20 protein-coding genes are annotated in these 23,216 nt (G+C 69.2%); 4 read left to right on the forward strand and 16 right to left on the reverse strand.

The window, feature by feature from the left end; translation table 11 throughout:
• Positions 1–181 precede the first annotated feature (181 nt).
• The 4 genes from ACZ5GT_RS18910 to ACZ5GT_RS18925 are packed head-to-tail and all read right to left on the reverse strand — an operon-like array spanning position 182 to position 2,845.
• Positions 182–325, reverse strand: a complete 144-nt coding sequence (locus ACZ5GT_RS18910; RefSeq protein WP_469024889.1) for a DUF6760 family protein — start codon at positions 323–325, stop codon at positions 182–184.
• Positions 322–765 carry a hypothetical protein gene (locus ACZ5GT_RS18915; protein WP_469024892.1) on the reverse strand — a complete coding sequence of 148 codons (444 nt, stop codon included), beginning with the start codon at positions 763–765 and terminating at the stop codon, positions 322–324. Before ACZ5GT_RS18915 ends, ACZ5GT_RS18910 begins: the two co-directional genes overlap by 4 nt.
• Positions 765–1,208, reverse strand: coding sequence for a phage tail protein (locus tag ACZ5GT_RS18920; protein WP_469024895.1), 444 nt, complete (start codon positions 1,206–1,208; stop codon positions 765–767). Before ACZ5GT_RS18920 ends, ACZ5GT_RS18915 begins: the two co-directional genes overlap by 1 nt.
• A gap of 50 nt (positions 1,209–1,258) precedes the next feature.
• Positions 1,259–2,845, reverse strand: a complete 1,587-nt coding sequence (locus ACZ5GT_RS18925; protein WP_469024898.1) for a phage tail sheath family protein — start codon at positions 2,843–2,845, stop codon at positions 1,259–1,261.
• A gap of 541 nt (positions 2,846–3,386) precedes the next feature.
• On the opposite strand from ACZ5GT_RS18925, the gene ACZ5GT_RS18930 reads away from it, so the two are divergent.
• Together ACZ5GT_RS18930 and ACZ5GT_RS18935 are read left to right on the forward strand one after the other, a co-directional pair.
• Complete coding sequence (locus ACZ5GT_RS18930) at positions 3,387–6,377, forward strand: phage tail protein (protein ID WP_469025239.1); 2,991 nt, start codon at positions 3,387–3,389, stop codon at positions 6,375–6,377.
• 31 nt (positions 6,378–6,408) lie between these two features.
• Positions 6,409–7,179, forward strand: a complete 771-nt coding sequence (locus tag ACZ5GT_RS18935) for a hypothetical protein (protein ID WP_469024902.1) — start codon at positions 6,409–6,411, stop codon at positions 7,177–7,179.
• 75 nt (positions 7,180–7,254) lie between these two features.
• Here the strand turns inward: ACZ5GT_RS18935 and ACZ5GT_RS18940 are convergent, their stop codons facing one another.
• From ACZ5GT_RS18940 to ACZ5GT_RS18970, 7 genes are all read right to left on the reverse strand, one after another.
• On the reverse strand, positions 7,255–7,755 hold the full coding sequence (locus ACZ5GT_RS18940; RefSeq protein WP_469025242.1) for a transposase: 501 nt from the start codon (positions 7,753–7,755) through the stop codon (positions 7,255–7,257).
• Complete coding sequence (locus ACZ5GT_RS18945; protein ID WP_469024905.1) at positions 7,752–8,156, reverse strand: hypothetical protein; 405 nt, start codon at positions 8,154–8,156, stop codon at positions 7,752–7,754. Before ACZ5GT_RS18945 ends, ACZ5GT_RS18940 begins: the two co-directional genes overlap by 4 nt.
• On the reverse strand, positions 8,153–8,422 hold the full coding sequence (locus ACZ5GT_RS18950) for a hypothetical protein (protein WP_469024909.1): 270 nt from the start codon (positions 8,420–8,422) through the stop codon (positions 8,153–8,155). The genes ACZ5GT_RS18945 and ACZ5GT_RS18950 overlap by 4 nt, the downstream gene beginning before the upstream one ends.
• A gap of 96 nt (positions 8,423–8,518) precedes the next feature.
• Positions 8,519–10,639, reverse strand: coding sequence for an ATP-binding protein (locus ACZ5GT_RS18955; RefSeq protein ID WP_469024916.1), 2,121 nt, complete (start codon positions 10,637–10,639; stop codon positions 8,519–8,521).
• Positions 10,636–11,331, reverse strand: a complete 696-nt coding sequence (locus ACZ5GT_RS18960; protein WP_469024922.1) for a Pvc16 family protein — start codon at positions 11,329–11,331, stop codon at positions 10,636–10,638. Before ACZ5GT_RS18960 ends, ACZ5GT_RS18955 begins: the two co-directional genes overlap by 4 nt.
• A gap of 9 nt (positions 11,332–11,340) precedes the next feature.
• A complete protein-coding gene (locus ACZ5GT_RS18965; protein ID WP_469024927.1) occupies positions 11,341–13,719 on the reverse strand; it encodes a VWA domain-containing protein in 2,379 nt (792 codons plus the stop codon).
• 214 nt (positions 13,720–13,933) lie between these two features.
• Positions 13,934–14,572, reverse strand: coding sequence for a helix-turn-helix transcriptional regulator (locus ACZ5GT_RS18970; RefSeq protein WP_469024935.1), 639 nt, complete (start codon positions 14,570–14,572; stop codon positions 13,934–13,936).
• Between the two features lie 231 nt (positions 14,573–14,803).
• Between ACZ5GT_RS18970 and ACZ5GT_RS18975 the strand changes: the two genes are divergently transcribed.
• Positions 14,804–16,195, forward strand: coding sequence for a COG1470 family protein (locus ACZ5GT_RS18975; protein ID WP_469024940.1), 1,392 nt, complete (start codon positions 14,804–14,806; stop codon positions 16,193–16,195).
• 73 nt (positions 16,196–16,268) lie between these two features.
• Here ACZ5GT_RS18975 and ACZ5GT_RS18980 read toward each other — a convergent pair whose 3' ends face one another.
• From ACZ5GT_RS18980 to ACZ5GT_RS18990, 3 genes are all read right to left on the reverse strand, one after another.
• On the reverse strand, positions 16,269–17,102 hold the full coding sequence (locus ACZ5GT_RS18980) for an eCIS core domain-containing protein (RefSeq protein WP_469024943.1): 834 nt from the start codon (positions 17,100–17,102) through the stop codon (positions 16,269–16,271).
• Between the two features lie 156 nt (positions 17,103–17,258).
• Entirely contained in the window at positions 17,259–17,747 is a 489-nt protein-coding gene (locus ACZ5GT_RS18985) for a TetR/AcrR family transcriptional regulator (protein WP_469025245.1), read from the reverse strand.
• A gap of 148 nt (positions 17,748–17,895) precedes the next feature.
• On the reverse strand, positions 17,896–19,005 hold the full coding sequence (locus ACZ5GT_RS18990; protein ID WP_469024950.1) for an alpha/beta fold hydrolase: 1,110 nt from the start codon (positions 19,003–19,005) through the stop codon (positions 17,896–17,898).
• A gap of 166 nt (positions 19,006–19,171) precedes the next feature.
• Here ACZ5GT_RS18990 and ACZ5GT_RS18995 point away from each other — a divergent pair, with 166 nt between their 5' ends.
• A complete protein-coding gene (locus tag ACZ5GT_RS18995; protein ID WP_469024958.1) occupies positions 19,172–20,614 on the forward strand; it encodes an aldehyde dehydrogenase in 1,443 nt (480 codons plus the stop codon).
• 156 nt (positions 20,615–20,770) lie between these two features.
• Here the strand turns inward: ACZ5GT_RS18995 and abc-f are convergent, their stop codons facing one another.
• Positions 20,771–22,405: a ribosomal protection-like ABC-F family protein gene (abc-f, locus tag ACZ5GT_RS19000; RefSeq protein ID WP_469024965.1), complete on the reverse strand. Its 1,635-nt coding sequence runs from the start codon at positions 22,403–22,405 to the stop codon at positions 20,771–20,773.
• Between the two features lie 296 nt (positions 22,406–22,701).
• Entirely contained in the window at positions 22,702–23,154 is a 453-nt protein-coding gene (locus tag ACZ5GT_RS19005) for an ATP-binding protein (RefSeq protein WP_469024973.1), read from the reverse strand.
• Between the last annotated feature and the right edge of the window lie 62 nt (positions 23,155–23,216).

A 23,216-nucleotide genomic window follows, 5' to 3' on the forward strand; every position in this document is an offset into this window, starting at 1 on the left:
CCCGCCGGATCCGTCACCAGGGCGGGAGCGCCCACCGAACGCTGCAACGGCGGCACCTCCCGCCACCCCGGTGCGTGCGCCGGCGGACCGCTCGCGTCCGGCGCGCTCCCCGCGGCGGGACCCCGCGCACCGTCGCCGCGCCCGCGCCCACCGGCGAGCCAGGACAGCCACCCCATCCGCGTCACCGCTCGTTCAGCCGGGCGGCGTACTGGACGTACCGCAGCCGGTCCGGGTGCTCGAGATCGAGGATCTGGTCGAGGGACCAGTGGAAGTGGAAGGCCAGGTACGCGACTTCCTCATGGATCCGGTCGGCCGCGTACGTCATGATTCCCCCAGGCGACCACCGCCGGACAGGTCCACCGCGAAGTTCTCCCGGCACGAGGGGCAGGTGACCGCGGCGCGGGTGTGCCCCTCGGCGTTGATCCGGCGGTAGAAGTCCTGGAGGAAGGCGAGGTCGGTGGCGAACAGGTCCTCGACGATGCCTGGGTGGACGTCCTCGATCGTGCCGAGGCGCACGAGCACCCGCGAGATCAGCACCACCGACAGGTAGGCGGAGTTCTCCCGGACCCGGTCGTCCCGCAGCGGCACCAGCTCGTCGCGGGCGGTCGCCAGCCGCATGATCCCCTCGCGGTGCACGGTCCCGGACTCGTCCACGTACCCGCGCGGCAACGCGAAGGGGAACTCGGTGCGCAGCGTGTCGACCGCCCCGCCGCGGTCCGCCTCCGTACCGCCGGGGGCCGACGCGGCGATCGTGTTGCGCCACATCAGTCGACTTCCACGCTCTCGTAGGTGATCGCCAGCTTCTCCGTCAGCACGGAGGTGTCACCGGCCTTGAGCGTGCTGATCTCCAGCGACTTGGGCCAGGCGTTGATCAGCTTGTAGCGCTTGATCGGGAGGCCCTCGTAGTCGTAGACGATGATCGAGCCGTTGCGGCGGGCGTTGGTCATCTTCCCGAACCGGGAGTCCTTGATCCACTGCTCGAAGCTGTTGTCCTCCGTCAGGCCGCGGGTGACGGTGACCTCTCCGGCCTTGGGACGGCCCGGCAACTTCTTGATCGCGTACTTGCCGTCGGCCGTGTTCTGCTTCAGCTCGATGACGTCCTGCTCCATCTTCAGACCGCTGACCTCGGTGATCTGCTTGATGAGAACGCTGTCGAACTCCAGGCCGAAGGAGTGTCCTACGGAGCTGTCGAGCTCGGGGAGCGGCATGCAAGCCTCCTAGAATCCGTCCGTCGTGAGGGCCTCGAAGCCACCCACCGTCACTCGTCGATCCCGCCCGACCCCGCCGAGAGCTGGGCGAGCCGGAACACCACGAACTCCGCCGGCTTGACCGGGGCCACCCCGACCTCGCAGATGACCTGGCCCGCCTCGATGGACTCCGGAGGGTTGGTCTCGCGGTCGCACTTCACGTAGAAGGCCTCGTCCGGGGTCAGCCCGAAGAGGGCGCCCTTGCGCCACTCGTTGACCAGGAACGCCGAGATGGTGCGCCGGACCCGGGCCCACAGCGCGTCGTCGTTCGGCTCGAAGACCACCCACTGGGTGCCCGCCAGGATCGACTCCTCCAGGTAGTTGAACAGCCGCCGTACGTTCAGGTACCGCCACGACGGGTCGTCGGCGAGCGTGCGCGCGCCCCACACCCGGATGCCGCGGCCGGGGAAGGCACGGATGCAGTTGAGCCCGATGGGGTTGAGGAGGTCGTGCTCGCCCTTGGTGATCTGCGTCTGCAGCCCGACCGCGCCGCGCAGCACCTCGTTCGCCGGCGCCTTGTGCACGCCGCGCGTCTCGTCGTTGCGCGCCCAGACACCGGCGACGTGCCCGCTCGGCGGCACGAACGCGTCGCGGCCCACCGCCGGGTCGAACACCTTGATCCACGGGTAGTACAGCGTGGCGTACTTGGAGTCGAAGCCCGTCGTCTCCTCCCGCCAGGTCTTGATCTGCCGCGGACTCAGTCCGGGCGGCGGATCGAGGATGGCGATCCGGTCCCCCATCGCCTCGCAGTGGGTGATCAGCCCGCGCTGCACCGAGATGACCGTCTCCAGGTCCAGCGCTCCCCGCTGGTAGGCACTCATCAGGTCGGGCGCGGCCACCATCGTGACCTCTTCTACGGCCTCCAGACCGCCGAAGCCGGTGCGCCGTTCGGGATCGCCGACGTACGAGTCCGCCGACAGCGTGTCGGGCACCGCGACGGCCCCCGCGCCGGGGCCGGGTCCGGGCGCCGCGGCCAGCGTCACGGACTGCGCGCCGGGACGGGTGGGTGCGGCCCCCTTGCCGGACTCCTCCAGCCGGATGAGCCGCGACCGGGCCCTGACCTGCGTGGTCACGTTGTCCTTGCTGCGCTTGGTGGTGACCGACGGATACGTCTCGGCGACCACCCCGTCCCGCTTCACGACCAGGGTGAAGACGTCCTGCGGCGGATCCTCGCCCTCGGGGTCGGCGACCTCGACGGTGATCTCCCCGGTGACGCCGGGCAGCGCCTTGACGACATACGGTCCGAGCGCGGCGGTGGGTCCGAGCCAGCCCTCCCTCACGCCCTCCGTGCCCTCCGCTTCCTGGGCTCCCTCTTCCCGGGCTCCGCCTTCTTCCGTGCCGCCGATCCGGATGACGTAGCAGATCCCGCCGCCGTTGGCGAAGTATCCGTAGACGGAGGTGGCGAGGTAGGTCCCCTCGACGAAGTCACCGAAGACGGTGGTGAACTGCGTCCAGTTGGTGATCAGTGTCGGCTCGTGGAACGGGCCCTTCCGGGCGAACCCGATGAAGGCGGCGACCGAGGTCCCGACCCCCTCGATCGGCCGTGACCCGGACTCCACCTCTTCGACGTAGACGCCCGGGGACAGGTACGACGGCATACCACTCTCCTTGACCGGGGAAACGCCAGTGATTTTTCCGGTGCGGCCGATCTGCGAAGAAGGGCGTTCGGCCGCACCGGCGTACAGAACTCCGTGCCCGAAGGTGCAGCCGACGCCCCTTCCCCTTCGGGCACGCCGTTCTGCCCGCGTCGCTACCCGGCCTGTCACCTGCGCGCGCGGAACAGGTCGGCACCCTGAAGAGCATGCCGCGGACGCCACTGCCGCCCCCATCGCCGCCGCCGGCCCTGCCGTCCCGACGCCGCGCGGCCGGCCGGGTGACGCGGTGAAGTCGGCCCCGGACAAGGCATCGCCGGCCTCACCGAAGGACCGCCCCACCCCGTCCGCCCCGTCCGCGCGGCAGGCGGACCCCGCCCCCGCCCCCGTGCCCGAGCGGACGCCTCCCCCCGCGCCCTCGGGCCGGGGGCTGAACCCGCGGAATCTACAGCGCCTTCAGGGCGCGGCCGGCAACGCGGCCGTCTCCCGTCTCGTGGCGCAGCGCTACACGGCCCCGGTGAAGCCGCCGCCGTCGCAGGCGCCGGGCATGCGCAGGGTCACCGCCGACATCGCCGCCAAGAAGCAGAAGCTGGCCCAGCACAAACCCGCGACCGCAGAGTCCCGTTCGGCCCAGGACGCGGCGAAGGCGCCGCCCGACGACAAGGAGGCCCAGGGCAAGGCGGCCAACGCGGAGAAGATGAACGCGGCGAAGCCCGGGGAGTTCGACAAGGCCGCCTTCATCGCGGCGGTCAACGAGGCGATCGCCGCCCAGGCCCCCAAGAACCTCGACGAGGCGGACAAGTTCGCCGACTCAGACAAGGCCGAGAAGATCAAGGGCGAGGTCGACGGCAAGGTCACCGACGGCAAGAAGGCCTCGGCCAAGGACATCGAGACCACGACCAAGGCGGCCCCCGACACCTCCAAGGCCAAGGAGAAGCGGGTCGTCCCGATGCACCCGGACCAGCCTCCGGCGAATCCCGGTGCCCCGAACGCGGCCGACGCGACGCCGCAGCAACAGCCGCCCGCGGTCACGGACTTCTCCGAGGGTCCGAAGAAGACCGACCAGCAGATGGCGGATGCCGACGTCACCGAGGAGCAGCTGGCCAGGAGCAACGAACCGCAGTTCACCACGGCGCTGGGGGAGAAGCGCAAAGCCGAGCAGCACTCGGCGACGGCCCCCGCCCAGGCCCGTACCGCCGAGAAGGCCCAGTTGGCGACCGCCAAGTCCGGAGCGGCCGCGGCCGGCGCCCAGGCGATGTCCGCCCTGACGGCGACCCGCGACGCGGCGGGCAAACAGGTGGACGGCGGCAAGGGCGAGACCAAGTCGAAGGACGAGCAGAAGCGGGCGGAGGTCACCGCCAGGCTCCAGAAGGTCTTCGACGCCACCCAGAAAGACGTCGAGGCCATCCTGACGGGCCTGGACGGCAAGGTCGACAAAGCCTTCCAGGACGGGGAGAAGAAGGCCCGCGACGCCTTCAACGCCGACCAGAAACGCCGGATGAAGGCGTACAAGGACAAGCGGTACGGCGGCTTCTGGGGCCCGGCCAAGTGGGCCAAGGACAAGATCGCGGGCATGCCGGAGGAGGCGAACCAGCTCTTCCAGGAGTCCCGCAAGCTCTACGTCCGCATGATGCAGGGCGTCATCTCGTCCATAGCCGACACGATCGGCACGGAACTCGGCAGGGCCAAGGCCCGGATCGCGAAGGGCCGCGCGGACCTGAAGCGGGAGGTGGACAAACTCCCCGCCGACCTGAAGCAGTTCGGCCAGGAGGCGGCCAAGGACTTCGCCGACAAGTTCGACGACCTCGAATCGGAGGTCAACGACAAGTCGAAGCAACTGGTCCAGACCCTGGCCCAGAAGTACACCCAGGCCCTCAACAAGGTCGACGAGGAGATCAAGAAACTCCAGGAAGCGAACAAGGGCCTGGTCCAGAAGGCCGTGGACGCGGTCAAGGACGTCATCAACACCATCAAGGAGCTCAAGAACCTCCTGATGGGCATCCTGGCCAAGGCCGCGGCCGCCATCACCAAGATCATCAAGGACCCGATCGGTTTCCTGGGCAACCTGGTCCGTGCGGTAGGCGCCGGCCTTCGTCAATTCGTCTCGAACATCGGCACGCACCTCCAATCAGGCCTGGTCTCCTGGCTGTTGGGCACGTCGGCGAAGGCGGGCATCGAGATCCCCTCCCGCTTCGACCTCAAGGGCATCATCCAGCTCATCGCCTCCCTCCTGGGCCTGACCTGGGCGAACATCCGCGCCCGCATCACCCGCAAGGGCGTCCCCGACCAGGCGATGAACACGGTCGAACAGTCCGTCCCGGTGGCGAAGGCCCTGGCGACGGAGGGCCCGGCCGGCGCGGTCGACGAGATCCAGGCCGAGGTGGGCGACCTGAAGTCCACGATCCTGGAGGACCTCAAGTCCTACCTGATCCCCACGGTCATCATCGCCGGCATCACCTGGATCCTCTCCCTCCTCAACCCGGCCTCGGCGTTCGTCCGCGCGGTCAAGGGAATCGTCGACATCGTCACCTTCATCGTGACCCAGGGCGCCCAGATCATCGACTTCGTCAACGCGGTGCTCGATGCGGTGGTGGCCATCGCCAACGGGGGCTCGGCAGGCGTCCCGAAGATGGTCGAAACAGCCCTGGCGGCGAGCATTCCCCTATTGATTGGATTCCTGGCGTCGCTGCTGGGGATCGGCGGCCTGGCCAATAAGATCAAACAGGTCTTCCAGAAAGTCTCACGGCCGTTCAATCGCGCCATCGATAAAATCGCCAGATTCATCGCCAAAGCAGGAAAAAAACTCTGGGCAAGAGTCAAGGGAAAGTTCAGCGAGAAGAAAAATACAGGACACGAGCAAGCGTCCCTAGAAGAGAAGCAGGCCCGCCTCGACAAAGCCGTGGACGCGGCCGTTGCACAAGTAAACGAGCTGCCGGGTGACGATACAGAGAAAAGTGATATTAATCCGATCCTTAGTCCTCTACGGGTTAAATACGGTCTAACTCGACTCTATGCAACACGCGACAAAGTGCACTGGTTGATCGTCGGCAAAATAAACCCAAAGAAGGAGAAGCGTTCTAACAAGAGGTCAAAGAAAAACAAGAATTCTGATGAACTCATGGCCTTAGCTGAGAGTAATAAGGGGAGGTGTAAGGCTGTGGCGATTCTCCGCACTCAAGATGGCGGATACTTTGAAGGAAGAAGCATGCAAATGCGTCCGGCGTCCTCCCTCAATGCGGATGCACTCAAGGAGATCAGGCGCTTGCGACCGAATCACCATCTCGGCTGCGCTGAGATAGAGTGCCTCAATGCAGCATACGAGGATAGGGTCGCCAAGGACAAGGAGAGGGCTGAGCGAAACAGGCGTAACAGGGTGTACGAGAATGTCGAGGGTGGCGAGCATGTCAGCAACCCGGCAAGAAATGGAAATATGGAGGCGGCGCATGCGGAAATGGATAATTATGGAGATCCGTATATGCCTTGCCCGTTCTGTGCACCCCTACTGTCTGACATGGGCATAGCAATCAGAAACCGCTGATCGCCGACTGCGTGAAACTGGGGAATGCTGCGTGAAGCTACAGAAACTGATCAAACGGGCTTGTGCGTCAGATTGCCGGACGGCCGCTTCAGCCCTGGGTGTTCTTGAAGAGAGGATCAGCCCCCAGGGTGTCGCATTCACGAAAGAGGCTGTCGCGGCAATTCCGATGCTGCTGGATGCAGTCATGCGTCCAGAGGTGTCCATCCGGAGAGAGATTCTCAACTATTTGGGCGATGCGTACGAATATACGTTGGGGGCGTGGCAGTTCCGGTGGGACGATGAGCCAGCCATGCGGCATCACTTCACCGAGATGGTTGCGTGGGAGAAGTCGATCTCAAAGAGCTACAGGGAATCTATTGCCTCGGTAATGCCCCTTCTCGGGGCGGATAATAGCGAAGCGGTACGAAGCTCGGCAGCTTACCTGCTTTCACATATTAAAGAATCCGGCCCGGAGTTGATCTCAACGCTCCGGCAGATCTATGGCGAGCAGGTTGGCGAACCGTTGAAGATCGACATAATCGAAGGGGTGGCAAATCTAGCCATCACACTTCGGCTGGGCAGTGCATCCGACGTGCAGTGGCTTCACGATAGGATGGGCGTTTCCTCCCCTGCAATCCGGATGGGTACGGCCCTGAGTCTCGCGGCGAGAGGAGAAGGGCATGATCGCGATGCATTGGTGCGGATTGCCCTCGACGCCCGAGCCGAGGGCGAGAGCACACTGCGGCAGACTGCCTGGATGGCAAAGAAATCCACCGACTGGGCCATCGAACGCAGGGTTCGGCAAAGGTCCGCAGATCAATGAGCTTCTTCGAGTGAGTCGCCGATCGGGTGATGGGCCGGAAGCGCAACGAGCAAGGCCCTGGGCAGTCACTGACCCTCAATGCGTGATGTTGTCATGGTGGGGTGGGCATGAGTCCGGTGCCGGTGAGGCAGGCATCGAGGACGTCGTGGCGGTACTGGAACTGGCGTACCCCTGCCGGGCGGCGGTGATCAGGTCTTGCGGTTCGGCGAACGCGCGGTTGGCCGTGGTGGTGCGCCGCAGTACCCACCAGATACCTTCGATCGGATTGAGGTTGGGTGTGTAGGGCGGGAGTTGGCAGACGGTGAGCCAGTCCCGGCGATGTAGCGGCGCATGCCCGCCGTGAGATGGGTGTTGAGGTGGTCCCAGACCAGCACGATCGGGTCGCCGAGCTGCTGGCGCGCGGTCTGGATCAGGTCGCGGTAGTCCTTCCAGGAGAAGCTCTTGCGTCCGTCGGGCCGGGCGTCCGGGCAGGGGCGGTAGATCAGCCGCGAGCGTTCGCCGTGCCTGTAGCAGACGAGGGTGGCGACGGATAGGCGGCGGCGTAAGCGGCCCCGCACGCGGACCACAGGCCGTCAGAGTGCTTGGACGACGATGCGCGGCTGGTCGGCGAGGAGTTTGGACAGGTCGTCGACGTCTGAGGTGAAGACGATCACGGCGCCCGGCTGGTCGAGGGCGGTGACGGCGAGGAAGGTGTCGATGACGTACTTGTGCCCGTGTATCCCGGTGGCTCGCCGGAGTACCTGGGCCGACCTGGCCTGATCGGCGCCCAGAGGGTGGACCGTGAGCCGGGAGGTGATCCAGTTCCACCGGGCCTGCGGGATGCGGCCGTCGTCGGCCTCGACGACGGTCATGGGCGTGAGGACGATGGGGATGCCCTCGCGGCGGGCGTCCTCGATGAGGGACGCAACCACCCGGTCGCCCCGCACTGCCCGGGAGAGCGCCTCGCTGTCGAAGACGTAGGTGACCGGTGATGTCACGCGGCGCCCCGCTGCTCCGCGGCGAGCTGGGCGGCGATGCGGGACAGAGCGGCCTCGCGGATGCGCCGGGCTTCGGCCAGCTCCTCGTCGGTGACGGCGCCATGCTCCTCCTGGAGCCAGTCGGAGAGTTCACCGAGGCGGTCGATCCTGTCCTGCTGGACGAGGGCGTCCGTGACATAGGCGGACAGCTCGCGCTCCCCTATGCGCTCACGAATCGAGCTCAGAAGCTCCTCGGGGATGGTGACGGTGACCCGCTTCATAGTCATACTCAGAATCATACTCTCTTGGTCGATGGCGGGTTTCGCAGGCAGCATCGGCACCTCCGGACACGGGTCGGACCGGTAGCCGGGGTGTGGTTCGGGTCAGTCCAGCAGCTCCAGGTACGGCCCGAACTCCGACGCCAGGGTCAGGCGGCCCAGTTTCTGGTATTCGCGTTGGACCGCGTGGATGAGGTTCGCCATCGTCACCGGGGCGCCCGACTCCGCGGCGAGGTAGGCCGCCGTCACCGCTACCGAGCGGATGTTGCCGCCTGCCAGTTCGAAGGAGTCCGCGCAGAAGTCCAGGTCCAGGTCGGCGGTGCGGGGGAGGAGCGGGCCCAGGCAGCGGTCCCAGAGGGCGCGCCGTTGGGTGGCGTCGGGGACGGGGAAGTCGACGACCAGGTCCAGGCGGCGGGTGAAGGCGTCGTCGAGGTTGGCGCGAAGGTTGGTGGCGAGGATGGCCAGGCCGTCGAAGGTCTCCATGCGCTGCAGGAGGTACGCGCTCTCGACGTTCGCGTAGCGGTCGTGCGCGTCCTTGACCTCCGAGCGCTTGCCGAAGATGGCGTCGGCCTCGTCGAAGAGGAGGACGCCGTTGATGCCGGCCGCTTCGGAGAAGATCCGTTCGAGGTTCTTCTCCGTCTCGCCCACGTACTTGTCGATGACCGTGGCCAGGTCGACCGTGTAGAGGTCCAGGCCCAGGTCGGACGCGATCACCTCGGCGGACATGGTCTTGCCGGTGCCCGAGTCGCCCGCGAAGAGGGCCGTCACGCCGCGCCCCCGGCCGCCGCCCGGACGCATCCCCCACTCGCCGAGGACCCGGTCGCGGTGGCGGGCGCGGGCGGTGAGTTCGCGGAGTTGGGTGAGCGTGGCCGGGGGGAGGACGAGGTCGGACCAGGTCACCGCCGGTTCGATCCGGCGCGCCAGGCGGTCGAGGCCCGCGGCGTTCTGCGCGCGGGCGCCGGCGCGGATGTGGTCCGGGTGGAGGGTGCCGCCGTCCAGCGCGGCGGCCTGGGAGGCTCCTCGGGCGGCTCTGACGATCTGGTCGGGGGTCAGGAGGAAGGGGGAGAGGAGGCGGGTCAGGTCCAGGTCCAAGTCAGGGGGGACGGGGGCGGGGTACGCGTTCGACCAGAGTGCGGCCCGGGCCGTCGGTTCCACGCGGGGGGCGTGCAGGAGCAGGGGTGGGCGGGACGACCACGTCGCGTCCCATGGCGCCCGGCCGGTCAGGACCGCGGGGACGGGGACGTCCGTCACCAGGCGGATGATCTCCGTTTTGTCCGGCTCCCTGGTCAGAGTGTCGAGTGGTGCGCACACCAGTCCGCAGGCGGTCAGCCGGGCCTCGCGGGTGAGAACGCGGACCGCCTCGGCGGGGTCCGGATCGCGGGCCAGGCGGTCCAGGCCGACGCCCAGCACACCGTGGCCCGCGCGGGCCAGCGCGGAGGCGGCGAGCGCGGCGCCCGCGCCGCCCTGTTCCTCGCGGAGGTATGCCAAGGGAACCCCGGTGGCGAGGGCATGGGCGAGTCCCGACGGGTCGCCGACGCCGGGGACGTCCTGCCAGGGAGCAAGAACGTCCACGATGCGCGGATCGGGGGTGTCGTCGCCGAGGAGGTGCGCGGTGACCCGGTCGGGGACGCGGAGGGAGCGGGCCAGGAAGGGACGGTCCTGGTCCTCCACCAGCAGCAGGCCGCCGGAGCGGAGCGGTGCCTGCGGGGACAGGCGTGACCTGGCCGCCGCGTCGGCCGCGGACAGGCCGCACAGGCCGAGGGCGAGACCGGCGGTGGGGCGGCGGCGGGTGACGTCGTCGTTCAGGTAGCCGTAGAACTGCTCGAAGCGGTCGTCCAGGTCCGGGACCAGTGCGATCAGCAGGATCTCGGTGTCCAGCGGGGAGAGGCCGAAGTCATGGGCCAGGGACCGCAGTCGGGTGGGCCGACCTGCCGCTTCCGCGGCGTCGGCACGTGACTCCGTCTCGGCCAGGAACACCGCGTCCGTGTCGTCGGGGGCGGTGACCGTGAGGTGGCGGCCGTGTTCCAGGAGGCGGTGGATCGTCTCGTCGCTCAGGTACAGGCCGCGGAACGCGTCGTCCGGGGCCGGGTCCGTGACCTGCCGGGCGTGGACCGCCCGCCGTACCCGTTGTTCGACGAGGATCGCCCGGTCCAGGAGGTGGCGCAGGCCAGGGTCGGAGGCGTCCGTGTCCGCCGGTGCGGTACAGGGGTCCGTGGGGAGCGTCATTCCCTGTGCTCCTCCGCCACGCGTGACGCGATGCCGCCCCGGCGGGCCCCGTACACCGGCAGGTTGGCGCCGCCGGGCATCGGCTGGGTTGGGGCGGTGGGCGCCGGCCGGTCCGGGGGCAGCTCGCCGAAGTCGAGCCGTACGCCCTCCTCGCCGACCTGCGGGCCCGCCGGGTACACCGGGGACTCGGTGACCGGCACGCTCACCACCAGGTCGAGCGAGGGCTTGAGTTCGCCGCCGAGCGCGCTCCACACATCGGCGAACGAACGGTCCTCGGGAGGCGGCAACGCGACCGTCATGGGTACGGAGACGTCGAGCTCGCCCAAGGCGCCGCTGAGTTGAGCGGGGGGCAGGGCCTCGTAGCGCAGCAGACACGACAGGAGCGAGGAGAGCAGGCGGTGTTCGTCCTCGGGGCGCTTGGTCCACGCGGTGATCAGATACGACAGCTTGAAGAAGCGCGGCGGGCGGCGCCGGGCCACGATGGTGCCCTGTTCGTCGTACTCGTTGAGCAGGCCACGTTCGCGGCGGCGCATGTCCTCACGGATGTCGTACAGGTACAGGTTGACGGTGGGGGCGTTGACCTTGGCGGCCCAGTCCCGGGTGGGGGCGTCGAAGACAACCGCCACCCGGCCGCCCGCCAGAGCGTCCGTCCGGAACATCGTGCGCAGCGCCTCGTCGACCTCGTGGATCACGGCTCGTCCTCACCTCCGGCCCGCGAAGTCCGGCGGCTGGAGGCTGGGTTGCACGATCAGCACCGGTTTCGTCAGCCGGTCCAGGCCGCGCACGTCGGCGCGGAGCACGCGGGGCCCGAGCTGGTCCTTGCGCAGCACCAGCACCTGCGCCTCGAAGGTCCCGTCCGGGCCGACCCGTACCGCCGAACGCGCCGCGGTGATGCCCGGCTTCCAGCTGAGCGCGACCGTGCGGCCGGGCGGGAAGTCCTTGCCGCGCGCCACGACCACATCGCCGGGACTGGCCACCCGCGGTGTGACGGTCAGCTTCGGCTGGAGGACGCGGATGCGGGCCGTGTCGGTGTTGTTCGCGCGCCGGGGGTCGCGTGGTGAGCCGGTGACCGAGGCACGGATCTCACCGCTGACGGCGGTGTCGTAGACGGCGCTCTGGGTGACGGAGAGGCGTTCGCCGGGCGCGATGGTGCAGGGCTTCGCGTGGGTGCACTTCGACAGGGCGGACAGGGTGCGCTTGCCGTCGCCTTGCACGCGCGGCCAACTGGTCGTCAGAACAACGTTCTTGGCAGTTCTGGGGCCCGCGTTGGTGAGGGTGAAGCCGGCTCGGGTCTTCAGGCCCGTGTAGTTGGGGACGGGGGACGCGGTCGCCGTGACGGCTATGTCCGCCTGCTTCGGTACGGGAGCCGGGGTGACGGTGAAGGTGGCCGTGTCGGTGCCGGTGTTGCCGGACGAGTCGGTGGCGGTGCAGGTCACCGTGGTGGTGCCGACGGGGAAACGGGAGCCGGGGGCGGGGTCGCAGGTGACGGGCAGCGTGCCGTCGACCGCGTCCTCGGCGGTGGCGGTGAAGTCGATGACGGCGCCGTCGCCGCCGGAAGCCTCGACGGTTCGGTCGTCGACCGTGACGACGGGGGCGGTCACGTCATTGACGGTGATGGTGATCTGCTCCTGGTAGTCCGCGGGGCCCGGATCGCTGCTTCCGCCGCCGTCCTGGCCGCCGGTCCGGGTGCCCCCGGTCACACCGCCGGAGCCGGTCGGCAGGCCGCCGTTCCCGGCGCCGCCGCCCGTGGTGACGCCGGCGATCACACCACCGATGGGGTCGGTGCTCCGGCCGCCGGAACCGTCACTGCCACCGGCCACACCGCCGATGGCTCCGCCGATGACGCCGTGGATCGTCCCGGCGACGGTCCCGGCGGCCGATCCGGTATCCGGTCCGGCACCCGATCCGGTGCTGCCGTCGGAATCGCCCTGGGCCTCGCCCACCGCGTCGGCGCCTCCGTCGGCCGCTCCGTCGGCGGAGTCGCCGGGGGATCCGCCGGAAGCGGTCCGCTGTCCGCGGACCTCCCGGGTCGGCACCACGTCGGCCGGCGCGATTCCGCTCGGTGGCTTGCCGTCCAGCAGGAACTGGACGGTGCAGCTCAGGGTCATGCCCTGCGGGGCGTCGTCCGCCACCGTGATCGTCTCGTCGAAGGCGGCGGTTTCCCCGCTCGTCACCCGCAGGCTCGGTGGGTCGAGGGTGACGGAGAGGGCGGGATCGCAGCTGACCGTCTGATGGGTGACGGTGGTGGGCAGGTTGGTCAGCCCTTGGACGACGGTGTCGGCGACCTGGTCGGCGTCGATGTTCTGGAAGAGCTTGCCCCCGGTCGCCTGTACGACCTTGTTCGCCTGGTCGGGATCGTGGGTCGGCTCCCGGTTCTGTCCGGGGCCGTTGCCGTTGTCGCCGTTGCCGTTCAGACCGTCGCCGAGTTCGGTCGCCACGTCGACGGCGATGACCCGTACCCCCACGCTCATCAAGGAGTTCACGGCATCGGTGAGAGTGTGATCCTTGCTGGGGTCGTGACTGGAGGCATCGCCGACGAGCACCACGACGGGGCTCGCACCCTCCCGGAAGACGGTCTGCCCTCCCGCCCCGTTGCCGATCTGCCACAGGGCGTTGATCCAGTCCTCGGCGGGACCCGGACTGTACGAACCCCGGTCGGCGGTGAGGCCGTTGACGCCTGCTTGTACGGCGTCCAGGTCGTCCGTGAGTCCCTGGAGCACCGTGAAGACCCGGTCTCCGTCGACCTCCTGGTCGCCGTAAGTGGCCACGGCGAAGCGGGAGTCGGGCTGTTCCTCGCGCACCCGGCCGGTGATGCTGCTCAGGTTCTTCTGGACGTTGTCGATGGTGGGCTGCATGCTGCCCGTGCCGTCCACCAGCAGGACGACGTCCGGCCGGGGCGGTACCACGGGTGTACGGACCCGCTTGTCCACCGTGAGTGATCCGCCCGGGTCGAGCGGCTCGTCCACCACTGCCGGGGTCACCGTCGGCTGCGGAGTGGCGGCCGGCACGCCGTAGACGGCTCCCGTGACGACACCGATCACCAGGAGCAGTACGGCGGTCAGTACGCCGATGTGGACCACCTGATGAGGACGTGCACCGGCGGGTGACGGAAAGCGCCGGAACCCCCGTACAGAACGCACTGAACACCCCACTCAGGACGTACGTCAGGACATCGCGCGTTTGGTCTTCGAACCATCGCGGATCGCGGATACGTGAGGCAGCGGGGTGGCAGCCAGCCCTTGGGGAAGGACCGGCTGCCCTATGAGGCATTGGGGGACTACCCCCACCTGCTTCTCAAATCAGCCCTTGCCGCATCGCATATGCCACCGCGTGTGAACGGTTGCGCAGATTCAGACGCGTCATGACGGCGTGCAGAACGTTTTTGATCGTGCGTTCGGAGTAGGAAAGATTCAGGGCGATGTCGGCGGTGTCGTACCCCTCGGCCACCAGTCGCAGCACCTCGATCTCGCGTGCCGAGAGCCCGGTGAAGGAGAGCCCGTGCGGTGCGAGCCCCTGTCCCTGGAGCCGCCCGACCTGTTCGAGTAGGCTGCCGAGCAGGTCGGGCGGCACTTGGCCCTCGCCCCTCGCCACGGAGCCGATCACCTGCACCAGCCGTTCGGGGGTCGCCTCGGAGCGCCTCACGACGCCGACGAAGCCGCATTCGGCGGCGTTCACGAGTTGTTGTTCGTCTATGTGGGTGGTGACCAGTACCCCCCGCGCGGTACTGGTCCGCCGGATCTGACGCAACAGGCGTAACGCATCGTCGTCGACCGAGTCGAGGACGACGACCACCACCTGCGGTGCGTCCTCCTCCTCCCATTCGACGACCTTGACTTCAGGGCGGGTGCGTAACTGGCTGGAAACTCCCGCCTGCGACAAAGGGTCCTGGGCGCGCAGCGCCACCGTGATGCGCTCTCCGTTCATCTGCAACATGTCGCTCTCTCTCTTCGGGCGACTGAGGGAGAACACCAGGGAAAGATGCAAAGATCGTGAGCATGGCAGCATCACGTTTCATTCACATGGGTCCCCCTTTACCAACTGACCACGGTAATGCCCTGGAATGTCGAAGGGAATTGCTGGTGACTCACAGGGCATCGGGATTGCCCGAAAGTGTTCCTGCGCGGCCGGTCCTGGCGGGTCGTAGCGGACAATACGGTGCGCCGCATGAGTGTTTCGGCGAGCCTGGACGAGTCTTCCGTCACCGTCGAGCCCGGCGGCGTGGCGGATCTTGCGGTGCAGGTGCTCAACTCGGGGACCATCGTTGAGGAATGCCGGTTCGAGGTGGTCGGGCCGTGCGCCGGCTGGGCCACGGTGGAACCGGAGAGCCTGTCCCTCTACCCGGGCGCTACCGGCAGCGCCACCGTCAAGCTGTCTCCGCCCCGCACCTCGGAGGTGGCGCCCGGAGAGACACCGCTCGGACTGCGTGTGGTGCCGACGACCGACGGCGGCGAGACGGCAGTCCTCGAACGGATCGTGACGGTAAGCCCGTTCACCGACATCACCGCTGAACTGGTGCCGCCCGGTTCGAGCGGTACGTGGCGCGGGCGGCACAAACTGGCCGTGGACAACAGGGGCAACACGCCCGTCATGATCGCGCTGAGCGCGCGGGGAGCGACCGAAGCGGCTCGGCTGGCCTTCGACACGGCCGAGGTGGAGATCCCGCCCGGCCAGGCCAGGTTCGCCACGCTGACCGTGCGCCCCGCCAAACGGCTGTGGCGCGGTATGCCGGTCACCCACCCCTTCCAGGTGGCGGTGGCACCCCGGACGCCGGAGGGGCAGGACCCGTACCAGCCGGTGATCGTGGACGGTTCCTACGAGCAGCAGGCGATCCTGCCCCGCTGGCTTCCCCGCGCCCTCGTCGTGGCGCTGCTGGCGGCGGGTGCGCTGGTGGGGCTCTGGTACGCGGTACTGCGGCCCACCGTACGGTCGGCCGCCCGTGAGGCGATCACCCCGCAGGCCCTGGAGTCCGCGGTACGGCAGGGGAACGCCGACCAGAAGGGCGGCGGCAAGGACGGACAGGGACAGGACCCGGCCGGCGGCGGTGGGAACGGAAGCTCGGCCGGCTCCGGCGGGGACTCCTCCGCGTCCCCGGCGGGCGGCGCGACCGGCGAGCCCGGCCGGTCCGGCGGATCCGACGGGTCCGGCGGGTCCGGCGGGTCCGGAGGTTCCACTGCACCGGAGAGCGCCCGGGTTCAGGTGCGGGACGCGGTGGGCGGCGCCGCCACCCGGCGGACCGCGTACGCGGTCCCGGACGGCAAGACCTTCGAACTGACCGACATCGTGGTGCAGAACCCGCAGGGCGACGCGGGCACCCTGGTGATCTCCACCGACGACGGGCAGTTGCTCAACCTGGCGCTGGAGAACTTCCGTGACTCCGACTACCACTTCGTCACCCCCATCGAGGTGCGCTCGGGCGGCCGTATCACCATCGCCGTGAGCTGCCGGGAGGTGGGCAAGCCGGTCAAGGCCCCGGCGCCGTCGCAGTGTTCGGAGTCCCTGTTCCTCGGCGGCAAGATCACGGCGAAGGCGAAGGCGAACACGGAGACCGACGGCTGAACGGCTGACGCGCGGCGAGCCCGCGAAACCGGGAGGGACGGGAGTCGCGAAACCGGAAGAGAAGGGGAGGGGTTCACGCCTCGGGCGCGGACTCCTCCTCTTCCTCGTTCCCGCCCTCCGCAGCCCGCTGCACGAACGACCCCTGCACGTCAGCCGGTTCCTCCTCCTCGTCGTCGGCGGCCTGGCGCTGCACGGGTGCCGTGGCGGCTGCCGGAGCGGTCGACGGGGCGGTATCGGAGGGCGCCGCGACCGGCGCCGGGGCGAGGTCTGGGGCGGGAGCCGGAGCGGGGGCGGCCAGCACGCGTTCGGCGTTGGCCGAAGCCTCCTGCTCGAAGCGGTCGGACGGGTCGCTCACCCGGATCCCGCCCGGCGCCTCCGTCCCGTCCACCGGGCCGTTGCGCTGCTGGATGACATGGGTGAGCTCATGGGCGAGCGTGGTACGGCCCTGGTGCGAGGAGGGGTCGTAACTGTCCCGCTGGAAGACGATGTTGTCGCCGACCGTGTAGGCGTGGGCGCCGACCTCCTTCGCCGACTCGTGTGCGGCCGACCCGGTGTGCACGCGCACGGAGGAGAAGTCCGCGCCCAGCCGGCCCTCCATGTCGGTGCGAGTGTCGGTGTCCAGGGGCTGACCGCCGCCGGACGAGACCACGTCGTGGACGCTGGAACGAGCCTCGCCCTGCTCCGGCTTCTCCGGTTCGGTCTCCCGCTGGAGCGCCGCGCCGACGGCCGCGTTGCCGACCGTCCGTTGAAGAGTGCTCATGCCGGAACGGCCGATCACCTCCGGGTGCCCGGTGGCGGCGGCCTTCAGCAAGTGCGGGAGTTCCGCCGACGCGTGATCACGGGTCTCCCGGGCTGCTTTTCCGGACTCGTCGTGCTCGTGTTCCTGCCCCTGGTCGTATGCGCGCATCTGCCGCTCCCCGCGGAATGCCGGACGTTCGTCGCAAGCGTCGTGGGCCGCTCCGGCTCCCGTCCAGGGGCGCGTGCTCGGGGAAAGGGCAGCCCGCATTGCCTCTTCGGGCAAGCACCCCCCGGCCACCCGCGGCCCGCCGCTCGCGATGACGGTTCAGGAGGCGCCGAGGCCGTTGAGCAGGGTGTCGACGACGATGTCCGCCGCCTGTCCGGGGCTCAGTTCAGGCAGTTGCCGGGAGACCAGGTGCATGAGCTGGGGCAGCAGCGCGCTCGCCCATCCCTCCGGGAGACCGGGGCGCAGGAGCCCTTCGTCGGTGGCGCGCCGGAGGAAGACGTCGACCTCGCGGACGGATGCGTCACGGCGTGCGCGGACGTCCTCGTCGGCGAGCATCCGGGCGAGGTCGACGGGCCAGGTGCGGTTGACGGCGATGATGTTCTCGACGTAGCGGTGCAGTGCGACGGCGACAGGCGCTTCGCCCAGTCGGGCGTCCTCGACGGCGCGCTCGATGGCCGTGAGACGAGACGCGTAGATGGCCGCGAGGAGTTCTTCGCGGGAGCCGAAGTGGCGGTAGACGGTGCGCCGGTCCACGCCTGCCTCGCTGGCGATGCTCGCGATGCTCGCGCCGGGGTCGGCGGCGAGCATGCGCGCTCCGGTGGTCAGGACGGCTTCCAGGTTGCGTGCTGCGTCGGCTCTCACCGAACGGATTCTAGTGGGGCAATGTGAAGAGTGGGAGGTCTACTGCCTCGCTGAAGCGCAGCCTGTTGTAGTAACCGCTACAGCCGGGTGTCATTTATGGTCGACTGAGATGGTCGGCGTCGACCACGGCCCGGGCGAAGACGGTGGGTGCTTCCTGCGGCAGGTTGTGGCCGATGTTCTCGACGGTGCGGTGCTGGTAGGGGCCGGTGAAGTGGTCGCGGTAGCCGGAGCCGTCGCCGGGCGGGGTGAAGGGGTCGAGTGCCGCGTCGAGGGTGATCGTCGGAACGTCGATGGGGGGCTGGGCCGCGAGCAGCTTCTCGTAGCGGTCGTAGCGGCGTTCACCCTCGATCAGGCCGATGCGCCAGCGGTAGTTGTAGAGGACGACGGCGGCGTAGTCGGGGTTCTTGAAGGCCTCGGCGGTGCGCGCGAAGGTGGCGTCGTCGAAGTTCCAGTTCGGGGAGACGAGGGTCCACACGTAGCGGCACAGCGCGATGCGCTCGTCGACGTCCTCCATGGTCCGCTTGCCGCGCTCGGTGGCGAAGTACCACTGGTACCACCAGTTGTGCTCGACGGCCGGAGGGGCGGGCTCCAGCTGCTTCTTGCGGTCGGTGATGAGGTAACCGCTCGTGGACACAAGGGCCTTGACGCGCTCGGGCCACAGTGCGGAGACGATGTCGGCGGTGCGCGAGCCCCAGTCGAAGCCGGCGAGGACGGCCTTGTCGATCTTCAGGGCGTCCATCAAGGCGACGATGTCCAGCGCGATCGCGGACTGCTCGGCGGTGCGGGGCGTGTGACGGGAGAGGAAGCGCGTGCTGCCGTGGCCGCGCAGGTAGGGGACGAGGACGCGGTAGCCCAGGTCGGCGAGGAGCGGGGCCACGTCGACGAAGCTGTGGATGTCGTAGGGCCAGCCGTGCAGGCAGATGACGACCGGGCCGTGGGCGGGGCCGGCCTCGGCGTACCCGATGTCCAGGACACCCGCCTTTACCTGCCTGATCGTGCCGAACCCGGTGCGGGTGCCGGCCGCCTCGGGTGCGGAGGCCGCAGAGGCCGCGGTCGTGGAGGTTGCGGAGGCCGCGGAGGTCGCGGAACGGGGTAAGTCCGCGGAGGTCGCGGCGGACGCGCTGGTCCGCAGCCCGGAGAGAGAGACCGCGGTCGCGCCGGTGCCCAGGCCGACGGTCTTGCTGAAAGTGCGCCTGTTGATCACGTGAAGCCCTTCGTCGCGCCACTCGATTAACTGTCACTTCAATGTAGCGGTTTGCTTGGGTACTTTCACGCAGTCGTGCTTACATGGCTGGGACCTTCCCTGCCCGAGACGCTGAGGCATCGGGGCGAATCGGGAGAGATGAGAAGAAATCGAAAGAGGGATGCGCGTGATCACCTACGACCGACTCTTCATCGGAGGCTCCTGGGCCGAGCCGAGCGCCTCGGAACCGCTCGACATCGTCTCGCCGCACGACCGGTCGGTGGTCGGCCGTGCGGCACAGGCGCAGCCGGCGGACATCGACCGCGCGGTCGCCGCGGCCCGGGCCTCCTTCGACGCGGGTGAGTGGCGTCTGGCGCCGCCGCCGGAGCGCATCGCGGCCCTGCGGCGTTTCAACGCACTGCGCGAGGAGGCCGCGGACCGGGTCGCGCACCTGATATCGCTGGAGAACGGTTCGGCCGGCTGGTTCACCCGTGCCGGGCAGCCCGGCCTCACCCGGCAGGCGAACGCCTACCTCAAGGCGGCGGAGGAGTTCGCCTGGGAGGAGACCCTCGTGTCCTCCGACCCGGCGTCCCCGGTGCGCAGCGTGGTGCGCCGTGAGGCGGTCGGCGTCGTGGCCGCGGTGATTCCGTGGAACTCGCCCTTCTCCGCGGCCACTTCGAAGATCATCCCGGCCCTGGTGACCGGCAACTCCGTGATTCTGAAGGTGTCCCCGGAGAACTCGCTGAGCATGGGCTTCCTGGCCGAACTGCTGGAGCGGGTGGACCTGCCCGAGGGCGTGATCAGCGTCCTGCCCGCGGACCGGGAGACCAGCGAGTACCTGGTCTCGCACCAAGGGGTCGACAAGATCGCCTTCACCGGCTCGACGCGGGCCGGCCGGCGCATCGCCTCGATCGCGGGCGAGCAGCTCAAACGGGTCAGCCTGGAGCTGGGCGGCAAGTCCGCCGCCATCATCCTTCCCGACGCCGACATCGAGCAGGCCGTCGCGGGCCTGAAGTTCGGCTCCCTGCTCAACAACGGCGAGTCGTGCATCGCCCAGACCCGCGTCCTGGCCCCACGAGGCCGGTACGAGGAGGTCGTGACCGCGCTGAAGGAGCTGGTGGAGTCACTCGACGTCGGCGACCCCGCCGACCCCGACACGTTCATCGGCCCGATGATCCGGCCCGACCAGCAGCAGCGGGTCCGCGACTACATCCAGCTCGGCATCGAGGAGGGCGCCCGCCTGGTCACCGGTGGCCCGCAGATCCCGGAGGGCCTGGAGAAGGGCAACTACGTCACGCCCACCGTCTTCGCCGACGTCGACAACTCCATGCGGATCGCACGCGAGGAGATCTTCGGGCCGGTCCTGGTCGTCATCGCCTACGACGACGAGGACGACGCCGTCCGCATCGCCGACGACTCCGAGTACGGCCTCTCCGGCGGCGTCTGGTCCTCCGACGAGGAGCACGCACTGGCGGTCGCCCGCCGCCTCCGCACCGGCACCGTCACCGTCAACGGCGCCGCCGTCGCCTTCGACGGCCCGTTCGGCGGTTTCAAGGCCAGCGGCATCGGCCGCGAGTACGGCGCGGTCGGCCTCGCCACCTACACCGAGTACAAGACCATCACCGTCTGAGCGGGCTCTCACCGGCCGGGCTTCGCCGTGCGCCCAGTCGCAGTTCACGGCCCTGCCGACGCGTCGCGCAGGCGTGGAGAACCGGGCGCCGGGGCCCACCGGGCCCCGGACACGGACCGCTACCGCTGCACACTCCGGTGGTTCACACCGCGGGGTTCACACCGCGGGAGCTCCCACCTCCGTGAGGGTTCCGTCGGCCATCCGCAGCCGGCGGTTCACGCCGATCTCGGCGAGGAACCGCTCGTCGTGGCTGACCACCATGAACGCGCCCTGGTAGGAGTCGAGCGCGCTCTCCAGCTGGCCCGCGCTGACCAGGTCGAGGTTGTTGGTGGGCTCGTCGAGCAGCAGCAGGTGCGGGGCTGGGTCGGCGCACAGCACGCAGGCCAGGGTGGCGCGCAGCCGTTCGCCGCCGGAGAGCACCCGGACCGGCAGATGTGCCCGTGCGCCCCGGAACAGGAACCGGGCGAGCAGGTTCATCCGCTCCGCCTCGGGCCGCTCCGGTGCGAACGCGGCGAAGTTCTCCGCCACCGTGCGGTCCAGGTCGAGCAGGTCCAGGCGCTGCGAAAGGTAGGCGATCCGGCCGTCACCACGCTTGATCTCCCCGCTGTCCGGGACGAGTTCGCCGGTGATCAGCCGCAACAGGGTGGTCTTTCCGGCACCGTTGGGCCCGGTCAGCGCGATGCGTTCGGGTCCCCGGACGGTCAGGTCGATGCCACCCGCGGCGAAGACGGCCTTCTCCCCGAGGCGGACCTGCATCCCCTCGCCGAGGAAGAGGGTGCGCCCGGCGGGCACCTTGGTGCCGGGCAGGTCCAGGGTGATGCGCTGCTCGTCGCGCAGCGCGCGTCCGGCCTCGTCGAGGCGGGCCTTCGCCTCGCCGACCCGGGCCGCGTGCGTCTGGCCGGCCCGGCCCGCGGACTCCTGCGCTCCGCGCTTCATGTTGCCGGCGAAGATGCGGGGGAGGCCAGCGCTCTTGAGGTTGCGGGCGGCGTTGCTCGCACGGCGCTCGGCGCGTTCGCGGGCCTGCTGCATCTCCCGCTTCTCCCGCTTCAGTTCCTGCTCGGCGTTGCGGACGTTCTTCTCGGCGACCTCCTGCTCGGCGCGCACGGCCTCCTCGTACGCGGTGAAGTTGCCGCCGTAGCAACGCACTTCGTCGCCGCCCAGTTCGGCGATGCGGTCCATGCGGTCGAGCAGCGCGCGGTCGTGGCTGACCAGCAGCAGGCAGCCGGTGAAGTCCGACAGCGCGTCGTACAGCTGGTGCCGGGCCTCCAGGTCGAGGTTGTTGGTGGGCTCGTCGAGCAGCAGCACGTCGGGGCGCTTGAGCAGTTGGGCGGCGAGGCCGAGCGAGACGACCTGGCCGCCGCTGAGCGTGCTCAGGGTGCGGTCCAGGGCGAGTCCGACGAGGCCCAGACGGTCGAGCTGGGCGCGGGTGCGCTCCTCGACGTCCCAGTCGTCGCCGATGGTGGTGAAGTGCTCCTCGCTGACGTCCCCGGACTCCACGGCGTCCAGGGCACGGATCACCGCGGCGACGCCGAGCACCTCGGCGACCGTGAGGTCACCGGCCAGGGGCAGGCTCTGCGGGAGGTAGCCCAGCGTGCCGCCGACGGACACCGAGCCGGTGGCGGGCTTGAGGTCACCGGCGATCAGCTTGAGCAGGGTGCTCTTGCCGGAGCCGTTGGGGGCGACCAGACCGGTGCGGCCGGCGGTCACGGTGAAGGACAGGTTATGGAAGACGGGGGTGTCGTCGGACCAGGCGAAGGACAGGCCGGAGCAGACGATGGCGGCGTCGGACATGGAAGCGACCTCGAAGAGACTGAGGGCAGAACAAGACCCCTGCCCTGGGTAGACGTGGGAAAGAGGGAACGACGAAACGGACCACGTCGGCAGCGCTCCCGAGCGCCGGCCGGTGGCCGTCAGATCCGGGTCTCACCCCGAGATGTCGTCTTCACCCGCCACGTCTGAGACTCCTCGATACACGGTATGGGCCTCTCGCAGACTAGCAGTCGGCGTCGAACGACGGCGGGCGTTCCGGGGCCCGCCGCGTGGCCCGTCGCGTCACCGGGGAAGGCCGCTGCCGGGATCTGGTTCATTCAGCATCGCTCGACGGCGCACTCCGCCCAGACGGTCTTGCCGGGCCCGCCGGTGGCGCGCGGTGGACAGCCCCACCGGTCCGCCAGTGCCTCGACGAGGAGCAGGCCGCGCCCGCCGTCCCTGGGGCCGTCGGCCTCCGGGAGGGTGGTGGGGATGCGGGGCAGGCGTTCACCGCGGGTGTCGCTGACCTCGATCCGTACGGTGCCGGTGGCCGGGTCGGCGGTGAGCAGGACGTGGAAGTCCCGGCCGGTCACGTGCCCGTGCCGGACGGCGTTGGCGCACAGCTCCGCCGTGACGAGGGTGACGATGTCGTGCGCGTCGCTGCCGTACGGGATGCCCCAGGTGTCGAGCCGGGTCCCGCACAGCCGTCGGGCGAGGCGGGCGCCGCGCGGGGTGGAGCTGAAGCACATCGCGAACTGGTGCACCATGATGGGTGATTGGGCTGTGGTCATGCACTCACGCGGCGTCTCGTGGCCCAGCGTCACCGGCGGTGACGCGCTGACGTCGGCCCTTC

It is taken from the genome of Streptomyces sp. NPDC031340, from assembly GCF_055569945.1.